This window comes from Bradyrhizobium sp. GCM10028915, from assembly GCF_042666195.1.
Classification (GTDB): domain Bacteria; phylum Pseudomonadota; class Alphaproteobacteria; order Rhizobiales; family Xanthobacteraceae; genus Bradyrhizobium; species Bradyrhizobium canariense_D.
Genome location: NZ_JBHTFN010000012.1, coordinates 220,850 through 246,896, shown reverse-complemented (window position 1 = coordinate 246,896; position 26,047 = coordinate 220,850). Strand labels below are relative to the sequence as shown.

Here is a 26,047-nt window from a genome sequence, read left to right as displayed (position 1 = left end):
GGATTTGGGCCATGCATGACTCCGCTCCGAAGCCCTCCTTAGACCCTTCGATCCAGGTCTCCCCGAACAATCCCTGTCCATTCCTCCGCGGCCTCGTCGGCGAGGGGTTTGTTGACGGCAGAACCGTTCCGCTCGGCACGCTGTCGCAAACGATCGCGAATGCGAGCGGCGAGACCGGGCTGAAGAAGGTCTCGGCCCGCATCCAGGTCCGCGGCGTTGCGCTTATCGCCAACGGGCTCGGTCACATCCTGAAGAGCATATTTTCGGGCGCACAGCTCGACGCGTTGCGTGGCGGCCCTCTCGACAAGCGCGGTGCCGGCTCGCGCGTCCTCGGCGTCGACGGCAAGGTCGATGAGGACGAGCTTGCGCGGTTTGCGAGCTTCGGCCGGGACTACCGGGATCCGAACGGCGGCGGCTCTGAGCCCGGTCTCAACGCCTCGGAAATCGGCGTCTTCATGCGCGACAACCTCAAGCGCGCCGGCAGCGCCGCGCGCTGGTACTACCCCCTGCTGATGAAGTTCGAGTGGCCGATCCTCCTGAAGATCATGGGCAAGGGCGCGGGTGAGGACCGCTATCTCAGCGTGGCCGACGTGCGCACTCTGTTCAACGAGCGGCAATTCCCTGCTCGCATCAACCAGCGGCTGGTATCGCAGCCGGTGCTGTCCACCTGCCAGCGTGTGGTGCGGGGCGCCCTCAAGGTTGCGGCCCTGTTGCTCGCCCTCGGTCTCGCCTTGCTCGTTGCGGTCGCCGAATTTCCCGACCAGGTGCGCGCCATGCTGCCGCAAAAGGGAATTCTCGTGAATCTCCTGCCGCCACCCTTGCCCACGGTCCCGGAGACGAAGGCGGCCTTTTGGCTCGAACAGAATTGGTCGCTGAAGGACAGGCACTGGTTTCACCATGCCAGCCAGGGCACAGCGACCTTCCCGGTGCCCTATGAATGGTTCATGGCCCTGGAGCAGCCGCGCCTGCATCTGTTCTCGGCGCCGGGCATGATGACGGACGGCACCTATCTCGAGCGCTTCGGGTTCATCCCGAGCCCGCAGTCGATCCAGACTGACGCGACGTCACTGCGCCGCTTCGGCTATGCCAATGTCTACGAGACGACACAGGTGCCGGACTGGTCGACCAGGTGGACGCCGGCGGAGAACGTCGACGGCCTGCCGGTCGGCTTCGCACGGATGACCGGTGTCGTCGATCCCGCGACCGGCCGTCGCGAAGAGGACAAGATCGGGCTGACCTGCGCGGCCTGCCATACCGGCCAGATCCACTACCAGGGCGTGGACGTGCGTTTCGACGGCGGCCCGGCCATGACCGACCTGAAGAAGCTCGAGGTCTCCACCGGCCTGTCGATCGCCTACACGCTTTACGTGCCGTTCCGCTTCCAGCGCTTCGCCGATCGCGTGCTCGGCCCCGATGCCAGCAAGGCTGACCGCGCCGCGCTCAAGCAGAAGCTCAGCGCGATCGGCAACTTCCTGATCGACTGGGCGCAAACCCAGCAAAAGACGATTGAAGGCAAGAAGACCTGGAACGGCAGGCAGCAGCAGGACACCGAGGAAGGGTTCGGTCGCCTCGACGCTCTCAATCGCATCGGCAATCAAGTTTTTTCGCAGGATCTCGCGCTGAGCGGGATCAAGGGATTCGAGAAGAACCTGCACGCCCAGGACGCGCCGGTCAGCTATCCCCCGATCTGGACCGTGCCCTGGTTCAAGTTCGCCCAGTACGACGCCTCGATCGAGCAGCCGCTGATCCGCAACGCCGGCGAAGCCCTCGGCGTGACGGCGCTGCTCAACCTGTCCGACGCCTACCCGGAGGACAGGCTGTGGCGCTCCTCGGTTCATATCAACACGCTCGGCTGGATCGAGGACATGCTCAGGGGGCCAGACCCGTTCAAGACGGCAGATCCCTCCACCGGCCCGAAGTTCGGCGGCCTGCTGGCGCCGAAATGGCCCTCGCAGATCCTTGGCGACAATTGGAGGCTCGATCAAAAGAAGGTCGACAATGGCCGCAAGATCTACGCCGAGATGTGCTCCGGATGCCATCTGCCGGCGATCGACACCCCGGCTTTCTGGTCGTCGGGACATTGGGAGCCGAGCGGCGACAGCAAGGTGCTGAACGCGGTGACGATCCCCCTCGACGAGATCAAGACGGATCCCGAACAGTCGCTCGTGCTCAGCAACAGGATCGTCGATCTGCCCGGCTTCCTGAAGGTGAATACGGCCGACCTCCAGAAATGGTGGCAATGCGACGTCTCGACCGCAAGCTCGCCGACCGAGATGGTTTATGCGCTCGGGTTGATGACGGTGGTGGATCTCGTCGCCCGCAAATGGATGGACGATGAGAAGACTCCGGACGCCGAGCGGTCGAAATTGTGGAATCTCGCGCGCAAGAACTGCCTCAATCCGGTGGGGGGAGCACGCTATCGGGCACGGCCGCTGAACGGCGTCTGGGCCACGGCACCCTATCTGCACAACGGTTCGGTGCCCTCTCTCTACTGGTTGCTGAAGCCTGCAAGCGAGCGCCCGCAAAAATTCTGCATGGGCCGCCGCGACTATGATCCCGTGACCGTCGGCTTTGCGGTCACCGCCAACGAGAAGTGCAAGACGGGTGAAACCGAGTTCTCGGCCGGGTCGGACAAGGATCCGATCCAGGGCAACAGCGTGCTCGGCCATTCCTTCGAGCGCAAGCCGGGCGAGGAAAAACGTCCCGGTGTCATCGGCCGCGTGTTCAAGGACGACAACGAGCGCTACAATCTGATCGAGTATCTGAAGACGCTGTAGTGGGTGATGCTACTTCCTCGTCATGGCCGGGCTTGTCCCGGCATGCCGGCGTGTGGTCGCAGGGCAGCATCGCCTCCCCTCACTTGAACAGCGGCGTGCCTGGCACGAAGGCGTCGAAGGCTGCCCAGAATTGGGAACGGTAGCGGTCCTGCTCCTGGAGAATCTCGTGCTTGGCACCGGCGATCACGAGATGGGAGCCTGCGCGCAAATGATAGGCGAACTCCTCGATCGCCGCGATCGAGACCACGGTGTCGCTGGAGGCCGCCAGCATCAGGATCGGCTGACGGATCTCGGACGGGTAGTTTTTGCCCTTGAAGGTGTTCATCGCGCGGAAGGCGGTATCGGCCCAGGCGACCGTTGGTGACGCGAGCCCGAGGGTCGGATCCTCCTCCAGGATTGCGGCATTGCGCGCATAGCGCACGGGGTCGCTGGTCAGCGGATTGTTGATGAAGGGATTGAGCCCGGTGATCTGGTCGCTGCCGCCGGGGACATAACGGCCGCCCATCCCCAGCACGCGCATCGTCTTCAGCAGAGCCCGCGCCGGAAACGAGGTGGCGCGGCCGGGGAGGTCGATCATCGGCGCAGACAGCACCATGCGGTCGAACCAGCGCTTGCCCGCATGCGCCACCCGCAGCATCACGGTGCCGCCCATGGAGTGGGCGAGCGCGAAGAAGGGCGGCGGGCAATCCGGCAGCACCACCTGCTGCACGAAGGTCTCGACGTCGATCTCGAAATCAGCGAAGTCGCGGACATAGCCCTTGCGCGGATCGCGCAGGCGGCGCGAGGAGTGGCCCTGCCCGCGCCAGTCGATCATCGCCACCGCAAAACCGCGGTCGCGCAGGTCGCGCACGGTCTCGAAATACTTCTCGATCTGCTCGCTGCGTCCGGTGAAGACGCAGACCGTGCCCTTGCGGTTCGCCGGCGGTGCCCAGCGCGCAAAGCGCAGCTCGACGCCATCAGGGGTCTTGATGGTGCCGCTGACGACGTCTTCGGGAACGGGATTGGACGGTATCGAGACCAGCGTCATGATGGGGAGGGCTTGGGCACGAAGAGCTGCAAATCAGGGGCGGGAGCGCCGAAAAGGCTGAGTATCCGCCCTCTTGAACGCCGTTCCCCTGAACCCATATCACCTTGGTGCAGGCCGCTACCAGTGTTTCGGAACCGGAACATCAGGCTGCACACAGACGAAAGCCCGGCCCGATTGGCGGGCGGGTTACTCAACAGTCGCTCAATGGAGGACTTGACCATGCGTACCTACGACCTGACCCCCTTCTACCGTTCCACCGTCGGCTTCGACCGTCTCTTCAACCTGCTCGACCAGGCCGGTTCGGACGGCAGCCCCGGTTATCCCCCCTACAATATCGAGCGTACCGGTGAGAACGACTACCGCATCACCGTTGCGGTTTCGGGCTTTGCCAAGGATGAGCTCTCCATCGTCGCGAAGGAAAACACGTTGACGATTAAGGGCGAGAAAGTCGCCAACGAGAACTCGAAGGCCGAAGTGCTGTACCGTGGCATCGCCGCGCGTGCCTTCGAGCGCGCCTTCCAGCTTGCCGACTTCGTGCAGGTGAAGAACGCCTCGCTCGAGAACGGGCTGCTTCACGTCGACCTCGTCCGTGAGATTCCCGAAGCGAAGAAGCCCCGCCAGATCGCGATCAACACCGGTGCGCAAGGCGCACAGGTGATCGAGAACTCGGTAGCCGCGTAAATCACGTCGGCCGCTTCCAGGTTGCGAAAACGCCCCGGTGCCCCGGGGCGTTTTTTTGTTGGGCTCTCCTCGTCCCGGCGAGAGCCGGGGAATCCTGCCGCGAGATCGATCAATCGTGCACGGAAGAAATACCGAACGACGGATCTGCCATACCTTACCAGAGAGGATGGTCTCGGTCGTCGCCGGGACGTCACCGATTGCTGAACGGCCGTGCTGGACTGTTGCGCCGCATCACAGAGCGGTGAAATGGCGTAACACCGCCGCCCCGCGCATCGTCTTTTGGATATCGAACCCAAAAACAAGACGGAGAACAATCATGACTTTCTGGCGCAGCCTTTTCGTCGCCGCGAGCCTGCTGGCGGCCCCTCTCAGCCTCGCTCACGCGCAGACGCCGCAGACCGTAAAGGCCAAGAACGTCGTGCTGGTGCACGGCGCCTGGGCCGACGGCTCGAGCTGGTCGGAAGTGATCCCGATCCTCCAGGCCGCAGGGCTCAACGTAACTGCCGTGCAAAATCCGCTGTCGTCGCTTGCGGATTCCGTCGAGGCGACCAAGCGCGTGCTGGCCGAACAGGATGGTCCGACCGTGCTGGTCGCGCATTCCTGGGGCGGCACCGTGATCAGCCAGGTCGGCACCGACCCGAAGGTCACCGGCCTCGTCTATGTCGCCGCCCGTGCGCCCGATGCCAACGAGGATTTTGTCGCGCTGTCGAAGCAGTTTCCGGCGGGACCGGCACGCGCCGGCGTCGTCGAGCGCGACGGCTACACCAAGCTGTCAGAAGACGCCTTCCTGAAGTACTTCGCCAATGGCGTTAAGCCGGAGCAGGCCAAGGAGCTCTACGCCGTGCAATGGCCGACGGCCGCCTCGATCTTCGCCGGTCGCACCACGGAGGCGGCATGGCATTCCAAGCCGAGCTGGTACGCGGTGTCGAAGGACGACTACACCATCAATCCCGATCTCGAACGCTTCCTCGCCAAGCGCATGAACGCAACCACGATCGAGCTCGACGCCGGCCATCTCTCGCTGGTGTCGCATCCGAAGGAGGTGGCGAATTTGATCCTGGAAGCGGCGGGATATGGCCGGAGCTGAGCCGCGCTTGTCATGGTTCAGAAGGCGCCTGAGTGCTGAGACGCCTTCTGTTTGCGCTAACTCTCTCCCCAACGTCATCCTGGCGAAGGCCAGGACCCATCACCACAGGGAGGAGTTTGGCGAATATTCGGAGTTCGGTACTCCCGCGTCACTCATATGATGCACCTCGCGGTATGGGTCCTGGCCTTCGCCAGGACGACACCGTTGGGGTGATGCGGGCCATCGCCTCAAACGCCCGCGCTTAGTCCAGCCCCTGTGCCGCCGGCATCTCCTGCGTAGGCAGGATAGTCGCGGCAGGCTTGACCTGACCTACGGTTGGCGCGGCGGCTTGCGGTGCGACCTCAGCGGGCTTGGACGGCACGGCGGCCGCGGTCTGCGTCACAGGTTGTGCCTGCGGCACCTGGGCCTGCGGCGTCGCAGGCTCGGCCGGCTTGGCGGGGACGCCCGGGGCCTCGCGCGGCGGAGCCGCCTTGGGCAGCGGCACGGAGCGGCTGGCGACATGCGGGATCGGGGCCGGAGGGCGGGGCGGACCACTGCGGACCATGGTCGGCGGCGGCAGCGCGCTTTGCGGGCGGTAAGGTGCAACCGCAGGCTGCTCGTAGCCGGGTGCCATGCCGTAGGCGTCGGCAGCCGGCATGAAGCGCAAAATCCTTCCGTCGCGGGCATCGATCACGAGCCGGCCGTCCTCCCCCCGGCGGTCAATCACCGCGATGGTGTAGACGCCGCCGCGCAGGCGCGGGATGCCCAGTGGAGAGAAGCCGTTCTCGCGCAGCACCGCGTAGACCTCGGTCGATGGCAGCAGCACCGGGGCCGGCCCGCGTTCTTCGTAGCCATAGCCGTAGCGCGGCGGCGGCGCGGCCTCCGACGGCGCATAGGGGGCGTCGAAATCCGAGACCGCGATCATCGCCCCTCGCGCTGGAACCTGCGCTTGAGCCGCGGTCGCGGCCAGCGCCAGCGTGGCGGCGGCCACACATCCTGTGAAAAACTTCATGGTCGAGACGCTCCTGTCAGGCCCCCGGATGGATCGCGCTCTTTCGCTTCTTGCGGCGTGGCGGGTCTTCCAAAGGGTTGATCCGAAGCTTCATTGGGGATTCCGGCGTCGGCAGGGCCGGATCAGGGCGCGTTTGCTTCAAAACCGGGGCCGCGCAACTTTTGGAAAGCGATTGATTGACATATGGGGAATCGGGACTTGCGCGCGCTTGTGTGATAGACAAAAATTTGGCAAGGTGATGGTTAGGACAGGAAGACTGTCTCAATTTTGCTTGCGGTTCCGGCATAGGGATTGCAACGAAAGTCGGTGCTTTCGAGCGCCAAGAAGGCAACAGGCAAAGCCGTTCTCGGGGACGAAGAACGCCTTGGCCTGAATTTAAGAAAATGCGGCTCGCGAGCGGACGAGCGGTGACCCAGAAGCGGGTGCCGCGGGACGCCCAAGGTGCGCCGAAGATGGCGGTGAGGCAGCTTGCCGCATGAAGAGGACGAGAACATGAACGGGTCGCAAGTCGAGCGCGGAAACATCGTGGCAGAACAACTGTCGGCGACGGTCGCCTCGAAAACGACCGATCCGATTCAGGAACACAATTCACGGCCGCCGGCCGTAGGCCTGTACGATCCGAGCCTGGAAAAAGATTCCTGCGGCGTCGGCTTCATCGCCAACATCAAGGGCCAGAAGTCGCACGAGATCGTCGCGGACGCGCTCAGCATCCTCTGTAACCTCGAGCACCGCGGCGCCGTCGGCGCCGACCCGCGCGCCGGTGACGGCGCCGGCATTCTGGTGCAGATCCCGCATGCTTTCTTCAGCCGCAAGGCGAAGGAGCTCGGCTTCGTGCTGCCCAATCCGGGCGAATACGCCATCGGCGCGTTGTTCATGCCGCGCGACACTGCCTGGCGCAACGTCATCAAGAGCATCATCGCCGACCAGATCAAGGAAGAGGGCCTGACGCTGCTCGGCTGGCGCGACGTGCCAACCGACAATTCCTCGCTCGGCGTCACCGTAAAGCCGACCGAGCCCGCCTGCATGCAGGTGTTCATTGGCCGCAACGGCACCGCCAAGACCGAGGACGATTTCGAGCGCCGGCTTTACATCCTGCGCAAGTCGATCTCGCAAGCGATCTATCAGCGCCGCGACCGCGGCCTCGCCGGCTACTATCCGTGCTCGATGTCCTGCCGCACCGTGATCTACAAGGGCATGTTCCTCGCCGACCAGCTCGGCAAGTACTATCCCGATTTGCACGAGAAGGATTTCGAGAGCGCGCTGGCGCTCGTGCACCAGCGTTTCTCGACCAACACCTTCCCGGCGTGGTCGCTGGCGCATCCCTACCGCATGATCGCGCATAATGGCGAGATCAACACGCTGCGCGGCAACGTCAACTGGATGGCGGCGCGCCAGGCCTCGGTGAGCTCCGAGCTGTACGGCAAGGACATCAACCGGCTCTGGCCGATCTCCTACGAAGGCCAGTCGGACACCGCCTGCTTCGACAACGCGCTCGAATTCCTGGTGCAGGGCGGCTACTCGCTGCCGCACGCCGTCATGATGATGATTCCGGAGGCGTGGGCCGGCAATCCCTTGATGGATGAGAAGCGCCGCGCCTTCTACGAATATCATGCAGCCCTGATGGAGCCGTGGGACGGCCCCGCCGCGATCGCCTTCACCGACGGCCGCCAGATCGGTGCCACGCTGGACCGCAACGGCCTTCGGCCGGCGCGCTATCTCGTCACCAAGGACGACCGCATCGTGATGGCGTCCGAGATGGGCGTGCTGACGATTCCCGAGGACCAGATCATCACCAAGTGGCGCTTGCAGCCCGGCAAGATGCTGCTGGTCGACCTCGAGCAGGGCCGCCTCATCCCCGACGACGAGATCAAGGCCGAGCTCGCAAGGAGCCATCCTTACACGGAGTGGCTGGAGCGGACCCAGATCGTGCTGGAAGAGCTGCCGAAGGTGCCGACCACCGGCGTGCGCTCCAACCTGTCGCTGCTCGATCGCCAGCAGGCGTTCGGCTACAGCCAGGAAGACATCACCATCCTGATGACGCCGATGGCCTCCACCGGCGAGGAAGCCGCAGGCTCGATGGGCAACGACACGCCGATCTCGGCGCTGTCGGCGAAGGCCAAGCCGCTGTTCACCTACTTCAAGCAGAACTTTGCGCAGGTCACCAATCCGCCGATCGATCCGATCCGCGAGGAGCTGGTGATGAGCCTCGTCTCCATCATCGGACCGCGGCCGAACCTGTTCGACCTGCAAGGCCTAGCCACTACCAAGCGCCTCGAAGCGCGCCAGCCGATCCTGACCGACGCGGACCTCGAAAAGATCCGCTCAATCTCCGAGGTCGCCGAGTCGCACTTCAAGTCGCGCACGCTGGACACCACCTTCCACGCCGGCCTCGGGGCGGCCGGCATGGACCAGGTGCTGGACGAGCTCTGCGCGCGCGCCGAGAGCGCGGTGCGCGAGGGCGTCAACATCATCATCCTGTCCGACCGCATGGTCGGCACCGACCGGGTTCCGATCCCGTCGCTGCTGGCCTGCGCCGCCGTGCATCATCATCTGATCCGCACCGGATTGCGCACTTCGGTCGGCCTCGTCGTCGAATCCGGCGAGCCGCGCGAAGTGCATCACTTCGCCTGTCTCGCCGGCTACGGCGCGGAAGCGATCAATCCGTATCTGGCGTTCGAGACCATCATCGCGATGAAGGACCGCCTGCCCGGCTCGCTCGACGACTACGAGATCGTTAAGCGCTACATCAAGTCGATCGGCAAGGGCCTGCTCAAGGTGATGTCCAAGATGGGCATCTCGACCTACCAGTCCTATTGCGGCGCGCAGATCTTTGACGCCATTGGCCTGAAGGCGGAATTCGTCGGAAAATTCTTCGCCGGCACGCACACCCGCGTCGAGGGCGTCGGTCTTGGCGAGATCGCCGAAGAGGCGGTGCGCCGTCATGCCGACGCGTTCGGCGACGCGCTCGTGTACAAGACCTCGCTCGATGTCGGCGGCGAATATGCCTATCGCAGCCGCGGCGAGGACCATGCATGGACCGCCGAGTCGGTGGGGCTGCTCCAGCACGCCGCGCGCGGCAATTCGCTGGAACGCTACCGCGCCTTCGCGAAGATCCTCAACGAGCAGTCGGAGCGTCTCCTGACACTGCGCGGCCTGTTCCGGATCAAGAATGCGGACGAAGAGAAGCGCAAGCCGGTACCGCTCGACCAGGTCGAGCCGGCCAAGGACATCGTCAAGCGTTTCGCCACCGGCGCGATGAGCTTCGGCTCGATCTCGCGCGAGGCGCACACCACGCTCGCGATCGCCATGAACCGGATCGGCGGCAAGTCGAACACCGGCGAAGGCGGCGAGGAAGCCGACCGCTTCAAGCCGATGCCGAACGGTGACAGCATGCGCTCGGCAATCAAGCAGGTCGCCTCGGGCCGCTTCGGCGTCACCACGGAGTATCTCGTCAACTCCGACATGATGCAGATCAAGATGGCGCAGGGTGCAAAACCCGGCGAAGGCGGCCAGTTGCCCGGCCACAAGGTCGATGCCACCATCGCAAAGGTCCGGCATTCGACGCCGGGCGTCGGCCTGATCTCGCCGCCACCGCACCACGACATCTACTCGATCGAGGATCTGGCGCAGCTGATCTACGACCTCAAGAACGTCAACCCGGACGGCGCGGTCTCGGTCAAGCTCGTCTCGGAGATCGGCGTCGGCACGGTGGCCGCGGGCGTCGCCAAGGCGCGCGCCGACCATGTCACCATCGCGGGCTTCGAGGGCGGCACCGGCGCCTCGCCGCTGACCTCGATCAAGCACGCCGGCTCGCCCTGGGAGATCGGCCTCGCCGAAACCCACCAGACGCTGGTGCGCGAGCGGCTGCGCAGCCGCATCGTGGTCCAGGTCGACGGCGGCTTCCGCACCGGCCGCGACGTCGTGATCGGCGCGCTGCTCGGCGCCGACGAGTTCGGCTTCGCCACCGCGCCCTTGATCGCGGCCGGCTGCATCATGATGCGCAAGTGCCATCTCAACACCTGCCCGGTCGGCGTCGCGACCCAGGACCCCGTCCTGCGCAAGCGCTTCACCGGCCAGCCCGAGCATGTGATCAACTACTTCTTCTTCGTCGCCGAGGAGGTCCGCGAGATCATGGCCTCGCTCGGCTTCCGCAGCTTCAACGAGATGATTGGCCAGGTGCAACTGCTCGACCAGACCAAGCTGGTCGCGCACTGGAAGGCCAAGGGGCTCGATTTCTCGAAGCTGTTCGTCAAGCAGAAGGAAGAGAAGGGCCAGAAGATCTATCACTCCGAGCGCCAGAACCATCATCTGGAAGCGGTGCTCGACCGCACGCTGATCGAGCAGGCGACGCCTGCGCTCGACCGCGGTGCGCCGGTGAAGATCGAGGCCAAGATCAACAGCACCAACCGCTCCGCAGGCGCGATGCTGTCGGGCGCGGTCGCCAAGATCTACGGCCATGCCGGCCTGCCGCATGAGACCATCCATGTCAGCCTCAAGGGCACCGCTGGCCAGGCCTTCGGCGCGTGGCTGGCGCAAGGCGTCACCTTCGAGCTCGAAGGCGAAGCCAACGACTATGTCGGCAAGGGCCTCTCGGGCGGCAAGATCATCGTCAAGCCGCCGGCCAACAGCGGCATCGTGCCGGAAGAGAGCATCATCGTCGGCAACACCGTGATGTACGGCGCCATTCAAGGCGAGTGCTACTTCCGAGGCATCGCCGGCGAGCGTTTTGCCGTGCGCAATTCCGGCGCCGTGGCGGTGGTCGAGGGCGCCGGCGACCATTGCTGCGAATACATGACCGGCGGCATCGTGGTCGTGCTCGGCAAGACCGGACGCAACTTCGCGGCCGGCATGTCCGGCGGCATCGCCTATGTGCTGGACGAGACCGGCGACTTCGACAGGCTGTGCAACATGGCGATGGTCGAGCTCGAGCCGGTGCTGTCGGAAGAGCTGATCAACGCCGGCACCTATCACCACTCCGGTGACCTCGAAGCGCACGGCCGGGTCGACGTGTTCAAGGACCTGCTCGCCTCCGACGTCGAGCGGCTGCACGTCCTGATCACGCGCCATGCGAAGGCGACCGGCTCCAGGCGTGCCGCCGACATCCTGGCGAACTGGAAGGACTGGCTGCCCAAATTCCGCAAGGTGATGCCGGTCGAATACCGGCGCGCTCTGCGCGAAATGGCTGCCAACGCGGACGCCGAGCCGAAAATCGCGATCGGGGCCTGAGCATCACACCCCGTCATTGCGAGCGTAGCGAAGCAATCCAGACTTTCTCCTCCGATGCGGACTGGATTGCTTCGAAGCTCACGCTCCTCGCAATGACGACGAGAGAGAAACACAACGAATTTAAGCGGCAGGGACTTCGGGTTTAATGGGCAAGATCACGGGTTTTCTCGAAATCGAACGGCATGACCGCAAGTACACCCCGGTCGCCGAGCGCGTGAAGCATTTCCACGAGTTCGTCGTTCCCCTCTCCGAGAAGGAAACGCGCGACCAGGCCGCGCGCTGCATGAATTGCGGCATTCCCTATTGCCACGGCACCGGCTCGGTCTCGCCCGGCACGCCGGGCTGCCCGGTCAACAACCAGATCCCGGACTGGAACGACCTCGTCTATCAGGGCAACTGGGAAGAAGCCTCGCGCAATCTGCACTCGACCAACAATTTCCCGGAGTTCACGGGGCGCATCTGCCCGGCGCCGTGTGAAGCCTCCTGCACGCTCAACATCGACGACAACCCCGTCACCATCAAAACCATCGAATGCGCGATCGTCGATCGCGCCTGGGACAATGGCTGGCTGAAGCCCGAAATCGCCGCCCACAAGACCGGCAAGAAGGTCGCGGTGATCGGCTCGGGTCCGGCCGGCATGGCCTGCGCGCAGCAGCTCGCGCGCGCCGGTCACGACGTGCATCTGTTCGAGAAGTTCGCCAAGGCCGGCGGCCTGCTGCGCTACGGCATCCCTGACTTCAAGATGGAGAAGGGCATCATCGACCGCCGCGTCGCGCAGATGGAAGGCGAAGGCGTCACCTTCCACTACAACAGCCATGTCGGCGCCGACGGCAATGTCGACCCGCGCGAGATGCTCAACGAGTACGATGCCGTGGCGCTGACCGGCGGCGCCGAAGCCCCGCGCGACCTGCCAATCCCCGGCCGCGACCTCGCCGGCATCCACTACGCCATGGACTTCCTGCCGCAGCAGAACCGCCGCGTCTCCGAGGAACCGCTGGGCGGCGTCCAGGAGATCTTGGCCGGCGGCAAGCATGTCGTCGTCATCGGCGGCGGCGACACCGGATCCGACTGCATCGGCACTTCGCTGCGCCAGGGCGCGCTCTCCGTGACCCAGCTCGAGATCATGCCCGCACCGCCAGAGCACGAGAACAAGGGCCTGACCTGGCCGAACTGGCCGCTGAAGATGCGGACGTCCTCGAGCCAGGCCGAAGGCGCGATCCGCGAATTCGCGGTGCTGACGCAGAAGTTTTCGGGCGAGAACGGCAAGGTCAAGAAGCTGCACTGCGTGCGCGTCGACGACAAGTTCAAGCCGATCGCCGGCACCGAGTTCGAACTCGACGCCGACCTCGTCCTGCTCGCGATGGGCTTCGTCCATCCCGTGCACGAGGGCCTGCTCAAGATGCTCTCGGTCGAGCTCGACCCCCGCGGCAACGTCAAGGCCAACACGCTGGACTATCAGACCTCACGCCCCAACGTGTTCACCGCCGGCGACATGCGCCGAGGTCAATCGCTGGTGGTCTGGGCCATCCGCGAGGGCCGGCTGTGCGCCAGGTCGATCGATACGTTCCTGATGGGGAAGACGGATCTGCCACGGTAGGCTCGACTGGACAAGCTTGGCCGCCTAATTTTCACACGGTGTCATCGCCCGCGAAAGCGGGCGATCCAGTATTCCAGAGACCGCAGTGATTGGGCCGAAACGCCGCGGCGTACTGGATGCCCCGGTCAAGCCGGGCATGACAGCTGAGTGAGTGGTCCGAGCGGAGTCAACTAAGCCACGTACGCTCAAAAGGCGGCCGTCGCCCCCTCTAATTCTGCAACCTCACCCCGACCATCACGACCGTCGCCTGCGAGCTTGACCCCGGCTGGTTCGAATCCAGGATGTCGTGTCGGAGCGTGCCCTTGATCCAGATGTTGCGGTTGAGCTTGTAGATCAGATTGCTTTCGAACGAGTAGGTCTTGTCGTTGCGATTCTGGCCCTGGTAGTCGTAGGTGCCGTAGGTGAATTTGCCCACTGCCGTAAGCCAGCGGCGGAAATCGTGATCGACTTCGGCGGCGTAGGTGTGCACCAGCACGCCGGAGGAGCCGGGGACGGTGGTCTCGGCGATCTGCGTGTCGGTGGCGAATTTCACGGTGGTGAGGCCGCTTGCGTTCCAGATCAGCGAGCCCGAGGTGAGGAAGCCCGCGAGCTGGCTGAGGCGCGGATCGACGTAATTGCGCGCGGAATAGCCGACCGAGACCTCGCCGGTGAGGATACGCGAGAACTCGAAGGACGTGCCGACCTTGGCGTAGCCGCCGTCCGAATCGCGGAAGTAGCCGTTGCGGTCGGCGGCCCGGTCGTGCACGCGGGTGTCGCCCTGGATCTCGACGAACGGCTTCAGACCCGGCTTGAGATCGTAGGAGAAGCGTCCGACGCCGCCATACTGGTTGAAGTCGCGATCGTCGTTGCTGAAGGTGGCGCCGTCGGTGAGCTTGGAGTTGGTGTAGGCGGTGCGATCGACAGTGGCGCCGGCCGCGATCTGGAAGCGGTTGAAGCTCTGGTCGAAGCCGACGGTCGTGCCATAGGCGGCATAAACAGGATATTTTTGCAGGCCGGCCTGCACGTTCGGGCTGCCGGGATTGTCGGTGGCGAGCCGCAGGCGCAGCTGCGTGGTCAGCTTGAGATCGCGATTGACGTCGAGGCGGCCGTCGACATGGCCGTTGAAGTCGGGGCGGTCGACCTCGACCGGCGAAGGCGAGGCAAAGCCGTCGATCGTCGCCGGCATGTTGTTGGTGTAGCCCGAGAACGAGCCGCGCAGATCCGCGACCAGCGCGTGGCGCTCCCAATCGGACGCCACGAGGAGATCGGGGGCAACCACATAGGCCGGCGAGCCAACCGGCTTGTTCAGACGCGCCGGATTGGTGTCGTAACCGGTGGAGAGCTCGAGCCCGCCCTTGATCAGGAAACTGCCGGCATAGTCGCCGACCGCGCCGAACGCATCGTCATCGGCCTTGAGGCGGCGGCGCAGCGGCTGGCCGGGCACGGTGCCCGCCATCGCCGCCGGCACGGGCGCCTTGTTGGCGGAGGCGGACGGGGGCGGCGCGATCTTCGGCGGACCGAGCGTGGATGGCGGCGGCGTAGTGGTCGGCGCCCGCGAGCCGGGACCAGCAGGGCGCTTCGGCTTGGGCTGACCCGGATAGAACTTCGGCTGCTGCCGCTTGCGGTTCAGCGAGTCGTAGCCGGAGCTGCTCGCACCGTTGGCGGCAGGCAGGCCATAGGTCGGGACCTGGCTGGTCGCGTTTTGGTTCGTCGGGTTCTGCCATGGGCGCGCCGGCGCCTGCTGGCGCTTGCGAAAGTCGGAGTTGGGATCGGGCAGCGCCGGCAGCGCATCCGACGGTGCCTGCGGAACGCCCGCGGTGCGGCGCGTCGGCAGCGTGTCGGGCGAGGCGAAGCCACCGCGGTTGGGACTGAACAGGTCGGGGGTGAGGCTCTGGGCGGCCACGGGGGCGCTTCCGAGGACCGTCAGCGCAAAGCACGGCAAAGCCGCGCGCAGGAAATGCGCGCGTTTGCTCCGGCTCGTGCCTGGAGACGACCCCACGATGGAAGAACTCCAACGAAATCAAACACTTTCGCGATTGTCCCCACCGATCGGCGGGAACTATCGTTAATGGAGTTAAAACAATTATGGTTAACGACCGGTTGAGGGTCGGGTCGGGCTCGTCGCCTCGAAGGCCGCGGCGTGTTAAGCAGGCGCCAACGGGCGAAGGCCCCTCCTCCTGGACCAGAACATGCCGAGTTCGAAACCGCTGATGACCCAATCATCCGGCCCCATTCCCGACAGCGTCGAATCCGCACTCCGCACGCTGGAAACGGAGAGCGGCGGTATCAACGCGCTCGCCGCCGCCCTGCGCGGCCCGCTTGGCGCGAGCTTCGCCCAAGCGGTCGATCTAATCCGCAACGCGAAGGGCCGCGTCATCGTCACCGGGCTCGGCAAGTCGGGCCATATGGGCCGCAAGATCGCGGCAACGTTGGCCTCGACCGGCACGCCCGCCTTCTTCGTGCACACCGCCGAAGCCGCCCATGGCGACCTCGGCATGATTACCACCGACGACGTCATCATGGCGCTGTCCTGGTCCGGCGAGCAGCCGGAGATGAAGACTCTCGTGAACTATTCCGCAAGGTTCGCAATCCCGATGATCGCGGTGACGTCGAACGCGGCATCCTCGCTGGGACAAGCGGCCGACGTCGTGATCGAGCTGCCGAAGGCGCGCGAGGCCTGCCCGCACAATCTGGCGCCGACCACCTCGACCCTGATGCAGGCCGCGATAGGCGATGCGCTTGCGATCGCGCTGCTCGAAGGCCGCGGCTTCACCGCGCTGGAGTTCGCGCATTTCCACCCCGGCGGCAAGTTAGGGGCGATGCTGAAATTCGTCCGCGACTACATGCGCACCGGTGCGGAAATCCCGGTCAAGCCGCTCGGCACCAAGATGTCGGACGCGGTGATGGAGATGTCCGCCAAGGGTTTGGGGTGCGTCTGCATCGTCAACGAGGCGAACGAGGCTCTCGGCATCATCACCGACGGCGATCTGCGCCGCCACATGCGGCCCGACCTGCTGACGGCGTCGGTCGACGACGTCATGACCAGGCAGCCGAAAACCGTACCGCCCTCGATGCTGGCCACCGAGATGATCGAGGTGCTCAACACCCGCAAGATCACGACGCTGGTCGTGACCGAGGCGGACAAGGTGGTGGGCATCGTGCACCTGCACGATCTGCTGCGGGCAGGCGTGGCGTAGGGAGCCACTCACCGTCATTGCGAGCGCAGCGAAACATCCAGAGTGCCACCGCGGAAAGACTCTGGATTGCTTCGCTACGCTCGCAACGACGGCGGCTAGAGCGGCGCAGGAAATCTTGCCGCCGTCTCCTCCAGCGGCAACCGCAGTCCGTTCGCCAGATACGAGACCGTGCGGTAGAAGCCGCACAGCAGCATGATCTCCAGGATCTGCGCCTCGTCGTAATGCGCCGACAGCGCAGCGAACTCAGCGTCGTCAAACGTCGCGCTGTGATGCAGCGCGTCGACGGCGGCGATCAGCGTCTGCTCGGCCGGGGACCAGCACGACGACGCCGCATCACCCTGCACGGTGGCGCGCACTTCCTCCTCGGTGAGTTTCGCCGGCCCGGCAAAGACCGCGACATGCACGCCCCATTCATATTCGCATTTGTTCAGCGCGCAGGTGCGGTCGATCACGATCTCGCGCTGGCGCAGCGACAGCGGTCCGGGATCGAGCAAGCCGCCGGCGCGAAACTTGTCCCAGGCGCGGGTGTGGCCCGCCATGACCCGGAACAGCAGCAGTGGCGGCGCGCCGCGCATGATGCGGTCGAACTGGGCCTGGATCTCCGGGGGATAAGGCGGGGTGAGCGGGGCAATGCGCGCTGTGACCGGGGACATTGGCCGCCTCTCTTGCTACATTTAACGTAGCATAAAGCTACACTATTTGTAGCACCACGCAAGAGGGCGACGATGGCGAAACAGACCACTTCGAGATCGCGCGGCGTCCGTGGCTCGCGCAGCGGGCGGCCGATCATGGTGCTGCTCGACCTCCTCGGACGACGCTGGAGCCTGCGAATCTTGTGGGAGCTACGCGACGCCCCCCTCACCTCGCGCGCATTGCGAACGGCCTGCGACGAGGCCTCGCCGACGGTGCTGCAGGCGCGGCTGGACGATTTGCGCGAGGCCGGGTTCGTGGAGCTCGGCGAAGCCGGCGGTTACGGGCTGACGGCGCTCGGGCGGGACTTGTGCGAGACGTTCATGCCGCTGCATAGGTTTGCGGAGCGGTGGCGCAGCAAGAGCGGCGCGTAAGTCTGGCGATGCCGTCCCGACTAGCTCGTCATTGCGAGCGAAGCGAAGCAATCCAGAATCTTTCCACCGGCAGCAGTCTGGATTGCTTCGCTTCGCTGCGCTCGCAATGACGGTGGACTAAGCCGCCGCCACCGTCAGATTCGCACCGTCCACTTGCACCACCTTCACACGCGTGCCCGCCGGCGTATCGGGACCTGCGACGCGCCAGACGGTGTCGCCGATGCGCATGGTGCCGTTGCCGTCGACGATCGGCTTCTCCAGCGTGAACTCGCGGCCGAGCAGCGCATCCGCGCGCTTGTTGAGGAAGGGGCTGGCGGCAATTGCATCCGGCTTCGGCCGGGCGAGCCGACGCCAAACCGGCACGGCGGCGGCGGCGAAGATCGCGAACATCACGAGCTGGATCTGCCAGGATATCGCCACTCCGAACGAGATCAGCCCGACCAGCAGCGCGGCGAGCCCGAGCCAGAACAGGAAGACTCCCGGCGCCAGCACCTCCAGCGCCATCAGGATGAAGCCGAAGATCAGCCAGTTCCAGGTGCCGAGCGATACGAACATGTCGGTCATGACACGACCTCTTTGAAATGGCGCATGCCCTTGTCGGAAAACCGGTGTCCACTTTTCCGGGGCATGCGCTTTACCCCTGCCGCGGCGGCACCGCCGGGGGCGTGCTCCCAGTCGTCGGCACCGAACCGCGACGAGCGGCGGCAGCGGCGGATGCAGCACTCTCGCCGAACGTCGCCTTGGCGATCTCGCCGATGCCGGCGAGCGAGCCGAGCATGCTGGTGGCCTCGATCGGCAGCATGATGATCTTCTGGTTCGGCGAGTCCGAAAACTGCCCGAACGCCTTGATATATTTGTCGGCGATAAAGTAGTTCAGCGCCGCGACGTCGCCCTTGGCAATGGCTTCACTGACCATCTGCGTCGCCTTGGCCTCAGCTTCCGCCGACCGCTCGCGTGCTTCGGCGTCGCGGAAGGCGGCCTCGCGGCGACCTTCCGCCTGGAGGATCTGGCCCTGCTTGGCACCCTCTGCGCGCAGGATCTCGGACTGGCGTGCACCTTCGGCCTGAAGGATGTCGGCGCGTTTGACGCGCTCGGCCTTCATCTGTCGGCCCATGGCTTCGACGAGGTCCGCCGGCGGCACAATGTCCTTGATCTCGATACGATTGACCTTGAGGCCCCAGGGCGAGACGGCGGCATCGACTACACGCAGCAGGCGCTCGTTGATTTCGTCGCGGTGCGACAACACCTGGTCGAGATCCATCGAACCCATCACCGAACGGATGTTGGTCATGGTCAGCACGGTGACGGCTTGGGTCAGGTTAGAGACCTCGTAGCTCGCCTTGGCGGCATCGAACACCTGAAAGAAGGCGACGCCGTCGACCGTCACGGTGGCGTTGTCCTTGGTGATCACCTCCTGCTCGGGAATGTCGATCACCTGCTCCATCATGTTGATCTTGCGTCCGACGCGATCGAAATAGGGCACGATCAGATTGAGCCCGGGGCTCAGCGTCTGGGTGTATTTGCCGAACCGCTCGATGGTCCAGTCATAGCCCTGCGGCACCGTCTTCACGCCGGCCACCAGCGTGACGATGACGAGCAAGACCAGAACAATCGCGAAAATGTCGAAACCGCTCATATTTCCTCCAAGGCGGAAAAGATTGGCGGGAAAAGGCCTTTTCCGCGCTGTCATTGGTCGGGATCACGACCCCAAGGGTTCAGTAAAGCGTTCAGTAAAGAGTTCAGAAGGATTCAAGGCTCAGCGGTCGTGCCTGATTTCGGCATCGGTAGGATTCTACACAAGACACCGGGAGAGGGAATGGTCGCGATTATGTATTTGCGAGGCGCTCTTGAAAGCGTGCTGGCGCACACCTAGCGACGACGTTAACGAATCCGGCGGTCGCAGCCAAATCCTACTCGATGACCTCGTTCGCGGTTGCGAGCAGGCTTGGCGGAAGCGTGACGCCGATCGCCTTGGCCGTCTTCAAGTTGATCGCCAGCTCGAACGTGGTCGGATTCTGGACCGGCAAGTCGGCCGCTCGCGCACCCTTCAGGATGCGATCGATATAGGTGGCGGCGCGGCGGAGCTGCTCGGCGCTGTCGGTGCTGTAGGACATCAAGCCACCCTCGTCGACGAAGGTCCGGCTCCAGAACACCGCCGGCACGCGCGCTTCATTGATGGCTGCCAGGAGAAGCGCACGGTTGGACATGGTGAAGAAATCCGGCAGCACCAGCAGGCCGCCGTCTTTCCGCAAGGCCAGGGCGGCGATCGAGGCCGTGTCATGGACCGGCGCGGGCACCACCGTCACATCGAGCGCGCGGCCGGCGTCTTCGATCGTCCGCAGCATCAGCGGCGCGAACGGCGCGGTGGCGGGATTGTAGACGACGGAAACGCGTGACGGCTTTGGCACGACCTGCGTAAGCATCTCCAGCCATTTGCCGGCCAGCGGGCCGTCGTAATCGGTGAAGCCGGTGATATTGCCGCCGGGATGGGCGAGATTCTGGACAAAGCCCTGGCTGACAGGATCGGTGACGACGGCGAAAACGATCGGGATCGTCGTCGTGCGCTGGCGCAGCTCCTCCACTGAGGGCGTGCCGACCGCAAGCAGGATGTCGGGCTTGAGCGCCACGAGTTCGTCGGCGAGTTGCGCGATCCGCGCGCGGTCGCCGCCGCCGTTGCGCCAATCGATCTCAAGGCTGCCGTCCTCCTTCCAGCCATGGCCGGCAAGCGCCTCGACCAGGACCGCGCTACGCGTCTGCCCGATCGCATCGTCCGCCGCAGTGACCGAGAGCACGCCGAGCCGGCGCGTCGCATTCGCTTGCGCCAGCACCGAGGCCGGCAGCATCGTGGTCACCCCAAGAAGCGCCAGAACCTCGCGGCGGTTCATGGGGCGCTCCTCGGATCCAGGCTCACTATATCCAGCCCTGGAGCTCGCGCAGCACCAGCGTTCGGATCACATCCATGCCGGGGTCGCTGTCGTTGAGGCAGGGGATCGCGGAAAACTGCTCCCCGCCATTGTGCTTGAAGATCTCGGCATTCTCCTGCGCGATCTCCTCCAGCGTCTCCAGGCAGTCGGCGGAAAAACCCGGCGTGATCACCGCGATACGGCGCACGCCCTCTTTCGCCAGACGCTCCATGGTCTTGTCAGTGTAGGGCTGCAGCCACTCGTCGAATCCGAAGCGCGACTGGAAGGTCAGCAGCAGCTTTGTCTCGTCCATGCCGAGCCGGCGCCGCAGCGCCTCGGTGGTCGCCACGCATTGGTCCTGATAGGGGTCGCCCTTGTCGACATAGGCCTTCGGCATGCCGTGGAAGGAGGCGACGATCAGCTCTGGCTTGAACGACAGGCTCGCCAGATGCGTCTCGATCGAGGTGGCGAGCGCCTCGATATAGGCTTCGTCCTCGTAGTAAGACGGCGTCACCCGCAGCGTCGGCTGCGCGCGCAGCCGCGCAAGCACGCGAAACACCTCATCGCAGACGGTGGCCGACGTCGCGGCGGAATATTGCGGATAGAGGGGGACGGCAAGAATGCGATCGCAGCCCTTCGCAATCAGCGCATCGACGCCCGACTTGATCGAGGGATTGCCGTAGCGCATAGCCCATTCCACCGTGACCTGGTCGCGGTCCGACAGCATGGCTCCGAGCTTGTCGCTCTGCGAGCGCGTGATGGTCTTGAGCGGCGACTCGTTCTTCTCGGTGTTCCAGATCTTGAGATAATCGCGCGCCTTGGCGCGGGGGCGGGTGCGCAGGATGATGCCGTTCAGCACCAGCTTCCAGATCAAGCCCTGATCCTCGATGACGCGGGCGTCCGAGAGGAACTCCCTCAGATAGACCCGCACGCCGCGCGTGTCGGCGGTATCGGGCGTGCCGAGATTGACCAGGAGTACGCCGACGCGCGGCTGGCCGGACTGAGGCAGCGGCTTCGTGGTCTTGAGAGGGGCTAGGGTTGTCATGCTCGTTGGGTCGCGCGTTGCCCCGAGCTTGTCAAGATCAGGCCGGTTTCGCTAGGGTCGCACCGAGGCGGGGGAGGAAAGATGACACTCGCGGAATGGTGCGTCTTCGGAGCGTTGCTGCTCTATTTGGTGACGATCGTCTCGGTCAAATGGATCAGGTTTCGCGGGTTCGACAATTCACGCCCGCGCGATCCCGCCTTCTACGAAGAGGCCATCGCGCAGCGCGCGCTCGGCGCCCACCAGAATGGTATCGAGACCTTTCCGTTCTTCGCCTTCGCGGTGCTGCTGGCCGAATTCCGGGACTCGCCGCAGCGGATGATCGACGAGCTCGCGGTGCTGTTCCTGATCGTACGGATCGCCTATGTGCTGACCTATCTCGGGAACCGCCCGACGCTGCGCTCCATCCTCTGGAGCATCGGCTTTGCGATCAATCTCGGGATCTTCTTCATGCCGGCGTTGAAGCAGTTCTTGCCGGTGTGACTCTCCCTTTGTGGGAGAAGGTGGCGCGAAGCGCCGGATGAGGAGTTCTATCGGCGAACGCAGCTGCAAGAGGATCGCTCGCGGAGACAACCCCTCACCCGTCTCGCCGCTACGCGGCGAGCCACCCTCGCCCACAAGGGGAGAGGGAAAAACTCAGAAACACGTCGTCCGTTCGGCCGCGATGTAACCCAACAACAGGCCTGCACCGAACAGCAGCACGAGGCCGGCGGCGGCGATTTCGATGCCGCGCATGAACAGCGCGCCGTTGCCGTCGCGTCCGGCGCTCAGGCGGGCGGCGATGTCCTGGGCGGAGACGGCGACCACGGCAATGACCGCGACGGTGATCGCGGTGCCGAGCCCCATCAGCAGAGTTGCGGCGATGCCGGCCCAGAACAGGCCTTGGGCCAACGCGAACACCAGCACCAGGATCGCGCCCGAACAGGGACGGATGCCGACGGTCAGGATCGCGGTAAAGCCGCGTCCCCAGCCTCCGGGGCCGGCGAGCTCGCTCGGCATGGCGCCGTGGGAATGGCCGCAATGCTCGTCATGAACGTGGTGATGCGCGTGGTGATGATGGGCGTGCGCATGATCGTGACGATGATGATCATGCGCATCATGATGGTGGTGACCGTGATCATGATGGTCATGCGGCACGCCCGCGATCGCCGGCACCGGCTGAACCGCCTGCAGCGCACGGATGAAGGTGCGGCCCTTGACCCAGACCAGGCGCAGGCCGAAAAGCGCGATCAGGGCGTAGCTTGCGATCTCGATCGCGCCTTCCGCCTTGCACATGGTCCTGGCGGTCGCATTCAGCACCCAGGCCGAGATGCCGACAATCAGGATCGCCACCAGCGACTGCATCAACGCCGATGCAAACGACAGCACGATGCCGCGCCGGGCAGTCTCGCGATTGGCGACGAGATAGGAGGCGATCACCGCCTTGCCGTGGCCGGGCCCAGCGGCGTGGAAGATGCCGTAGGCAAAGGAGATGAAGAGCAGCGTCCACACCGCCGAGCCGTCGGACTTGGCGGCGCGAATGGTCGCCGACATCTGGCGATAAAATTCCGATTGTTTTGCCAAGAGCCAGCCGATGAGGCCACTGGCCTCAGGCTCGGCCGCCGGGGCTGGCCGCGGCGCGCCGAACGGGTTCTGGGCAAGGAGATCATGCAGCGCGGCATCGGCCACGCCCAGCACGACAATAACGGCGGCGCAGGCGAGAAGCCCGCGGGCAAGCGGCGAACGAAGACGACCGATCAAGGGCAATCCACCGTGATCTTGTTGGCGAACATCATGCCGAAATTGGAGTTCTCGCCGTTCATGAAGGTCTGCTCGTTGAGCTTCTGCGCACTCGCGGTGCCGTCGCTCGGCCGCTCAAGTTTCATCTGGCAGCCGGCGGGCGCGCCGACCAGCTTGATCGGGTTGTCCTTGGCCATCTGGAAGTCGATGAAGAATGAGCGGTCGAACACTTCGAGCATCAATTGCTTGGGCTTGACCGGATTCTTCAGCGGCAGCGTGAAGTGCAGGGTCAGGACCGTATCCTTGTAGTCGAGGAAGTAGTCGACCGGCTCCTGGAATCGCTCCTTCTTGCCGTCGGCTCGCGCGAAGGTGAAGTAGGCATATTCCTTCAGCGACTCGACATTGGTCTGCGCCAGCGGTCCGAGCTCCTCGCGGGTATAGACGCCCTTGGTCTTGCTCTCGAGCCCCTGCACGGCATAGGCCGAGAACATGTCGTCAAACGTCCAGGCGTGGCGCACGCCGGTGATGGTGCCGTCCGCGGCATAGAGCAACTCGCTGGTCGCGGTGATCCAGACATGCGGGTGCGCCTGCGCCGCCCCGGCCACAAAGGTGAGGCCAGCGGCGAGCAGCAGCCCGAGCAGGGCGCGCACGCCCATCAGGCCGCCTTCGGGGCGTCAAGCAGACCTCGGCGACGCAGCAGCGCATCGGGCTCCGGCGGGCGGCCGCGGAAGGCCTCATAGGCGGCTTCCGGATCGACCGATCCGCCGCTCGAGTAGATGTCGTCGTGCAGGCGTTTTGCGACGGCGGGATCGAAGATGTCGCCGGCTTCCTCGAATGCGCCGAAGGCGTCGGCGTCCATCACCTCCGACCACATGTAGCTGTAATAGCCGGCGGCATAATGATCGCCGGTGAAGATGTGACCGAATTGCGTCGGACGGTGACGCAGCGAGATCTCCTCGGGCATGCCGATCTTCTCCAGCTCGCGTCTCTCGAAGGCGCGGACGTCCTGCGCGGCGGAGGCCGGCTGGGTGTGGAATTCGAGATCGATCAGCGCCGAGGAGACGAACTCGACCGTGGCGAAACCCTGGTTGAATTTTCGCGCGGCCAGGAACCGTTGCAGCAGATCGTCCGGCAGCGGCTCGCCGGTCTGGTAGTGGCGGGCAAACTTTTGCAGCACCTCGGGCCGCTCCTGCCAATGCTCGTACAGCTGGGAGGGCAATTCGACGAAGTCGGTGAACACGGAGGTGCCCGACAGCGACGGATAGGTCACGTTGGAGAGCATGCCGTGCAGGCCATGGCCGAACTCGTGGAACAGGGTGCGGGCATCGTCGGGCGACAGCAGCGAGGGTTCCCCGTCCGCGCCCTTGGAGAAGTTGCAGATGTTGAGGATCAGCGGCGCGACCTCGCCGTCGAGCTTCTGCTGGTCGCGCAGCGAGGTCATCCAGGCGCCGGAGCGCTTCGACGGCCGGGCGAAGTAGTCGCCATAGAACAGCGCCTTGTGCTTGCCGTCCCGCCCCTTCATCTCCCAGACCCGGACGTCCGGATGCCAGACCGGCACGTTCTTGCGCTCCTCGAAAGTGACGCCGAACAGGCGCGTGGCACAGTCGAAGGCGGCGGCGATCATGTGATCGAGCGCGAGATACGGCTTGATCGCGGCGTCGTCGAAATTGGCGCGCTGAAGGCGCAGCTTTTCGGCATAGAAGCGCCAGTCCCAGGGGGCGAGCTTGAAATTGCCGCCCTCCTCCGTGATCAGCGCCTGCATGTCGTCGCGGTCGGCGAGCGCCCGCGCCCGGGCCGGCTTCCAGACCCGCTCCAGAAGGCCGCGCACCGCTTCCGGCGTCTTGGCCATGGAATCCTCGAGCCGGTAGGCCGCGAAGGTCGGATAACCCAGGAGATTGGCGCTCTCCTCGCGCAGCTTCAGGACCTCGACGATGGTCGCGTTGTTGTCGTTGGCATTGCCGTTGTCGCCCCGCGCGGTGAAGGCCTTGTAGACCTTCTCGCGCAGGTCACGCCGGGCCGAGCTCTTCAGGAACTGTTCGACCGAGGAGCGCGACAGGGTGACGATGGCCTTGCCGGCCATGCCGCGTTCTTCCGCCGCAGCCTTGGCGCTGGCGACAAAACTCTCCGGCAGGCCCTGGCGGTCGGCTTCGCCGAGCTCCATGAACCATTCCTGCTCGTCGCCGAGCAGATGATGACTGAAGCTGGTGCCGAGCTGGGCGAGTCTCTCGTTGATCTCCGCCATCCGCGTCTTGGCCTCTTCGGAGAGGCCGGCGCCGGAGCGGTGGAAGCAGGTGTAGGTGCGCTCGAGCAGGCGGAGCTGTTCCGGTGTCAGACCGAGATTGGCGCGGTTCTCGTGTAGCTGGGCAATGCGGCCAAACAGCACGGCGTTCATCATGATCGGATTCCAGTGCCGCGCCATCCGCAAGGAAACCTCCTTGTCGATCTCCAGAATGGCCGGGTTGGAATGCGCCGAGACGAGGTCGTAGAAGACCGAGGCGACCTTGCTGAGCAGCTTGCCCGAGCGCTCCAGCGCCGTGATGGTGTTGGCGAAGTCGGGCGCGGTCGGGTCGTTGGTGATCGCTGCGATCTCGGCGGAGTGGTCGGCGAAGGCCTGCTCGAAGGCCGGGAGGAAGTGCTCCGGCTTGATTTCGTCGAAGGGCGGGGTCGCAAACGGCGTCACCCACGCCTTCAGCAGCGGGTTGGTCTCGGAGTCCGTAGTTTGGCGGGGTTCTGACATTACAAGTCCCGATTTGTGGC

Annotated in this window: 19 protein-coding genes; 8 read left to right on the top strand and 11 right to left on the bottom strand. The window is 64.8% G+C overall.

Annotated elements, in window-relative coordinates; genetic code table 11:
* The first annotated feature begins 11 nt into the window (after window positions 1-11).
* On the top strand, window positions 12-2,777 hold the full coding sequence (locus tag ACFQX9_RS10255) for a di-heme-cytochrome C peroxidase (RefSeq protein WP_377788172.1): 2,766 nt from the start codon (window positions 12-14) through the stop codon (window positions 2,775-2,777).
* A gap of 79 nt (window positions 2,778-2,856) precedes the next feature.
* On the opposite strand, the gene ACFQX9_RS10250 is transcribed toward ACFQX9_RS10255, so the two are convergent.
* Window positions 2,857-3,804, bottom strand: a complete 948-nt coding sequence (locus ACFQX9_RS10250) for an alpha/beta fold hydrolase (protein WP_018453339.1) — start codon at window positions 3,802-3,804, stop codon at window positions 2,857-2,859.
* 219 nt (window positions 3,805-4,023) lie between these two features.
* Between ACFQX9_RS10250 and ACFQX9_RS10245 the strand changes: the two genes are divergently transcribed.
* Window positions 4,024-4,485: an Hsp20 family protein gene (locus ACFQX9_RS10245; RefSeq protein ID WP_007597127.1), complete on the top strand. Its 462-nt coding sequence runs from the start codon at window positions 4,024-4,026 to the stop codon at window positions 4,483-4,485.
* Between the two features lie 316 nt (window positions 4,486-4,801).
* Entirely contained in the window at window positions 4,802-5,572 is a 771-nt protein-coding gene (locus ACFQX9_RS10240) for an alpha/beta fold hydrolase (protein ID WP_085350691.1), read from the top strand.
* Window positions 5,573-5,813: 241 nt separating this feature from the next.
* Here ACFQX9_RS10240 and ACFQX9_RS10235 read toward each other — a convergent pair whose 3' ends face one another.
* Complete coding sequence (locus tag ACFQX9_RS10235) at window positions 5,814-6,563, bottom strand: hypothetical protein (RefSeq protein ID WP_018453336.1); 750 nt, start codon at window positions 6,561-6,563, stop codon at window positions 5,814-5,816.
* Between the two features lie 492 nt (window positions 6,564-7,055).
* Here ACFQX9_RS10235 and gltB point away from each other — a divergent pair, with 492 nt between their 5' ends.
* Window positions 7,056-11,789 (top strand): glutamate synthase large subunit, encoded by a 4,734-nt coding sequence (gltB, locus tag ACFQX9_RS10230; RefSeq protein WP_026232514.1) that lies wholly within the window; start codon window positions 7,056-7,058, stop codon window positions 11,787-11,789.
* 145 nt (window positions 11,790-11,934) lie between these two features.
* Window positions 11,935-13,386 (top strand): glutamate synthase subunit beta, encoded by a 1,452-nt coding sequence (locus ACFQX9_RS10225; RefSeq protein ID WP_085350692.1) that lies wholly within the window; start codon window positions 11,935-11,937, stop codon window positions 13,384-13,386.
* A 208-nt stretch (window positions 13,387-13,594) separates the two neighbouring features.
* Here the strand turns inward: ACFQX9_RS10225 and ACFQX9_RS10220 are convergent, their stop codons facing one another.
* The gene (locus ACFQX9_RS10220) at window positions 13,595-15,364 is read right to left on the bottom strand and encodes an outer membrane beta-barrel protein (RefSeq protein WP_085350693.1); all 1,770 of its coding nucleotides are present in this window, start codon (window positions 15,362-15,364) and stop codon (window positions 13,595-13,597) included.
* Window positions 15,365-15,554: 190 nt separating this feature from the next.
* Between ACFQX9_RS10220 and ACFQX9_RS10215 the strand changes: the two genes are divergently transcribed.
* Window positions 15,555-16,562 carry an SIS domain-containing protein gene (locus tag ACFQX9_RS10215; protein WP_166520846.1) on the top strand — a complete coding sequence of 336 codons (1,008 nt, stop codon included), beginning with the start codon at window positions 15,555-15,557 and terminating at the stop codon, window positions 16,560-16,562.
* 95 nt (window positions 16,563-16,657) lie between these two features.
* Here ACFQX9_RS10215 and ACFQX9_RS10210 read toward each other — a convergent pair whose 3' ends face one another.
* Entirely contained in the window at window positions 16,658-17,215 is a 558-nt protein-coding gene (locus tag ACFQX9_RS10210; RefSeq protein WP_018453330.1) for a carboxymuconolactone decarboxylase family protein, read from the bottom strand.
* A 72-nt stretch (window positions 17,216-17,287) separates the two neighbouring features.
* Here ACFQX9_RS10210 and ACFQX9_RS10205 point away from each other — a divergent pair, with 72 nt between their 5' ends.
* A complete protein-coding gene (locus ACFQX9_RS10205) occupies window positions 17,288-17,626 on the top strand; it encodes a helix-turn-helix domain-containing protein (protein WP_085350695.1) in 339 nt (112 codons plus the stop codon).
* A gap of 117 nt (window positions 17,627-17,743) precedes the next feature.
* On the opposite strand, the gene ACFQX9_RS10200 is transcribed toward ACFQX9_RS10205, so the two are convergent.
* From ACFQX9_RS10200 to hemH, 4 genes are all read right to left on the bottom strand, one after another.
* The gene (locus ACFQX9_RS10200; protein WP_007597152.1) at window positions 17,744-18,190 is read right to left on the bottom strand and encodes an NfeD family protein; all 447 of its coding nucleotides are present in this window, start codon (window positions 18,188-18,190) and stop codon (window positions 17,744-17,746) included.
* A gap of 70 nt (window positions 18,191-18,260) precedes the next feature.
* Entirely contained in the window at window positions 18,261-19,262 is a 1,002-nt protein-coding gene (locus ACFQX9_RS10195) for an SPFH domain-containing protein (protein ID WP_085350696.1), read from the bottom strand.
* A 274-nt stretch (window positions 19,263-19,536) separates the two neighbouring features.
* Window positions 19,537-20,511, bottom strand: coding sequence for an ABC transporter substrate-binding protein (locus ACFQX9_RS10190; protein WP_018453328.1), 975 nt, complete (start codon window positions 20,509-20,511; stop codon window positions 19,537-19,539).
* 25 nt (window positions 20,512-20,536) lie between these two features.
* The gene (hemH, locus tag ACFQX9_RS10185) at window positions 20,537-21,574 is read right to left on the bottom strand and encodes a ferrochelatase (RefSeq protein ID WP_377788158.1); all 1,038 of its coding nucleotides are present in this window, start codon (window positions 21,572-21,574) and stop codon (window positions 20,537-20,539) included.
* An 81-nt stretch (window positions 21,575-21,655) separates the two neighbouring features.
* On the opposite strand from hemH, the gene ACFQX9_RS10180 reads away from it, so the two are divergent.
* Entirely contained in the window at window positions 21,656-22,054 is a 399-nt protein-coding gene (locus tag ACFQX9_RS10180; RefSeq protein WP_085361220.1) for an MAPEG family protein, read from the top strand.
* Window positions 22,055-22,207: 153 nt separating this feature from the next.
* On the opposite strand, the gene ACFQX9_RS10175 is transcribed toward ACFQX9_RS10180, so the two are convergent.
* From ACFQX9_RS10175 to ACFQX9_RS10165, 3 genes are read right to left on the bottom strand one after another with little or no spacing between them, the layout of a single operon-like run.
* Window positions 22,208-23,317: a nickel/cobalt transporter gene (locus ACFQX9_RS10175; RefSeq protein WP_085361219.1), complete on the bottom strand. Its 1,110-nt coding sequence runs from the start codon at window positions 23,315-23,317 to the stop codon at window positions 22,208-22,210.
* The gene (locus ACFQX9_RS10170; RefSeq protein WP_085350701.1) at window positions 23,308-23,946 is read right to left on the bottom strand and encodes a DUF1007 family protein; all 639 of its coding nucleotides are present in this window, start codon (window positions 23,944-23,946) and stop codon (window positions 23,308-23,310) included. The genes ACFQX9_RS10175 and ACFQX9_RS10170 overlap by 10 nt, the downstream gene beginning before the upstream one ends.
* On the bottom strand, window positions 23,946-26,027 hold the full coding sequence (locus tag ACFQX9_RS10165; RefSeq protein WP_377788153.1) for a M3 family metallopeptidase: 2,082 nt from the start codon (window positions 26,025-26,027) through the stop codon (window positions 23,946-23,948). The genes ACFQX9_RS10170 and ACFQX9_RS10165 overlap by 1 nt, the downstream gene beginning before the upstream one ends.
* Window positions 26,028-26,047 lie beyond the last annotated feature (20 nt).